Below are 2382 nucleotides of genomic sequence, written 5' to 3' on the forward strand. Positions count from 1 at the left end.
GGGTCCGGGGCGGGGGGGGGCGGGGTTTAACCCCCCGCCCCGCCCCCCCCTGCCGCCCCGCCGGGGGAACGTCAGGCGGTGGTGGTGGCCGGCAGGCCGATCGGGTTGATCGGGGGCAGTGCGGTGCGACAGAGGGCCGAGATCGGCTTGAGGGCGGCGGCGAGCCGGTCGAGGTCGGCGCGCGGGTGGTCCTCCCAGACCCGGGCGGCGGCGAGGTCGGTGGCCGCCTCCAGGGACTGGTGGCGGATGCGTCCGCACTCGGTGATGGTGCCGCGTTCGGTGAGCCAGCCGCGTTCGGTCAGCCGGGCCGTCGCCGCGTCCCACTCGTCGTCGGTCCAGCCGCGGAACGGCTGCAGGGCCTCGCGCCGCACGTCCAGGGCGCACCGGACCACCAGCGCCTCGCAGCCGTCGAGACCCGCCGAGATCAGGGCGGCGATGTGGCCGTCGCCGCGGTGCTCGCGCATCACGGTGGCGGCCTGCCAGAGCCGGCCGTGCAGGTCGGCCGGGCGGGGGAGGGCGGCGTTGGCGGAGGCCAGGACCCGGCCGGCGCAGTCCAGCCGGGTGACGGCGTCCTCCAGGAGGTCGGTCGCCAGTTCGATCAGTGCCGGGTCGACGTGCTCCAGCAGCCGCTGCAGCGCCGCCGAGGCGCCGGCGGCCCGGGCGGCGAGCGCGGTCTCCGGGTCGGCCAGCTTCCAGGTCGCGGGCAGCGCGCGCTCGATCGGGGCGGGAGCGAAGTTGAAGAACGCGGCGATCACCGGCGTCGCGTCCACCGGGCCGAGCGGGGCCGCGCGGCCGGCGAAGTAGCTGCGCGCCGCGCCGCGCAGGCCGACCGCCTCGAACGCGCCGAGGCCCTCCGGGGTGAAGTAGGTGACGGCGTGCACGGGCTCGAAGAGCCACCACAGGGCCCGGGCGGGGTGGACGAGATCGGCCAAAGGAGGACCTTCCTCGGGAGGGAGCGGGTACGCCGCACAGGTGTTCTCTTGATTAGTGGTCGTACTGGCTGATGACCACGGCGGCGGTCACGATAACCCCGCCCGGGGTGTGATGACGGTCACGCGGAGGTCTCGGTGGTGACACGCGGCCGACGACGCACGAGATGATGGCCGGGATGCGCCCCGCGCGCGTCCGATCCCTCGGAAGACGGCACGAAGGCAAGAAGAGGTAACAGGCCCCATGGCGCAGATCAACCCCAGCATCCTGTCCGCGGACTTCGCCCGGCTCGCCCAGGAGGCCGAGGCCGTGCGGGGCTCGGACTGGCTGCACGTCGACGTGATGGACAACCACTTCGTGCCCAACCTGACGCTCGGCGTCCCGGTCGTCGAATCGCTGGCCCGGGCCACCACCACCCCGCTCGACTGCCACCTGATGATCGAGGACCCGGACCGCTGGGCCCCCCAGTACGTCGAGGCGGGCGCCGGCTCGGTCACCTTCCACGTCGAGGCCGCCGCCGCGCCCGTCCGGCTGGCCCGCGAGATCCGGGCCAAGGGCGCCCGCGCCTCGATGGCGCTCAAGCCGGCCACGCCGATCGAGCCCTACGAGGACCTGCTGCCCGAGCTGGACATGCTGCTGATCATGACTGTCGAGCCGGGCTTCGGCGGCCAGGCGTTCCTGGACATCATGCTGCCGAAGATCCGCCGGACCAGGCAGCTGATCGCCAAGCACGGCCTTGAGCTGTGGCTCCAGGTCGACGGCGGCGTCTCGGCGAGCACCATCGAGCGCTGCGCCGAGGCCGGCGCGGACGTCTTCGTCGCCGGTTCGGCGGTGTACGGCGCCGAGGACCCGGCCGAGGCGGTCGCCAAGCTGCGCACCCTCGCCGAGGGCGCGAGCGCCGACGCCTGGTGGGCCTGCGGGCACTGAGCCCCCGGCCGGCCGGTCCCGGGTGGCCCGTCCCGGGTGGAGGATCGCCGCGCCCTGACGGAGGATCGTGGCGACGACCCCTCCGGCCGGGGCGGCGGCCCCCCCCGCCCCCTCCCGGCCCCCTGCGCACGGCGGTGACCGCCCCATGAGCAACCTCGACGCCAAGCCCGCCCCGACCACCTGCGGCGGCGAGCGCGGCACCGGCCCGGTCCGTGACCTGCTGGCCGCCCGCCGGGTGCCCCTCGGCGAGAGCACCGTCGTCCGCCGCCTCCTCCCGAACCTGGGGCGGCGGATGGTGGGGGCGTGGTGCTTCGTGGACCACTACGGCCCGGACGACATCGCGGACGAGCCGGGCATGCAGGTGCCCCCGCACCCGCACATGGGCCTGCAGACGGTCAGCTGGCTGCACGCGGGCGAGGTCCTGCACCGCGACAGCCTCGGCAGCCTGCAGACCGTGCGCCCGCGCGAGCTGGGCCTGATGACCTCCGGCCGGGCGATCTCCCACTCCGAGGAGTCCCCCCGCCC

Annotated in this window: 3 protein-coding genes; 2 read left to right on the forward strand and 1 reads right to left on the reverse strand. The window is 75.2% G+C overall.

Annotated features, from left to right (window positions below; all coding sequences use genetic code 11):
* Positions 1–71 precede the first annotated feature (71 nt).
* Positions 72–932: a hypothetical protein gene (locus tag ACFXAM_RS38550; protein WP_380298577.1), complete on the reverse strand. Its 861-nt coding sequence runs from the start codon at positions 930–932 to the stop codon at positions 72–74.
* Positions 933–1173: 241 nt separating this feature from the next.
* Here ACFXAM_RS38550 and rpe point away from each other — a divergent pair, with 241 nt between their 5' ends.
* Both rpe and ACFXAM_RS38560 read left to right on the forward strand, forming a co-directional pair.
* Positions 1174–1857: a ribulose-phosphate 3-epimerase gene (rpe, locus tag ACFXAM_RS38555; protein ID WP_380298579.1), complete on the forward strand. Its 684-nt coding sequence runs from the start codon at positions 1174–1176 to the stop codon at positions 1855–1857.
* A gap of 145 nt (positions 1858–2002) precedes the next feature.
* Positions 2003–2382: pirin family protein (locus tag ACFXAM_RS38560; protein WP_380298581.1), on the forward strand; the 380-nt coding region annotated here is incomplete at its 3' end.

Source organism: Kitasatospora sp. NPDC059462, assembly GCF_042749955.1.
GTDB lineage: Bacteria > Actinomycetota > Actinomycetes > Streptomycetales > Streptomycetaceae > Kitasatospora.

Excerpts from the sequence above, each read along its gene's own strand:
- rpe (WP_380298579.1), top strand. The coding sequence starts at position 1,174 with ATGGCGCAGATCAACCCCAGCATCCTGTCCGCGGACTTCGCCCGGCTC.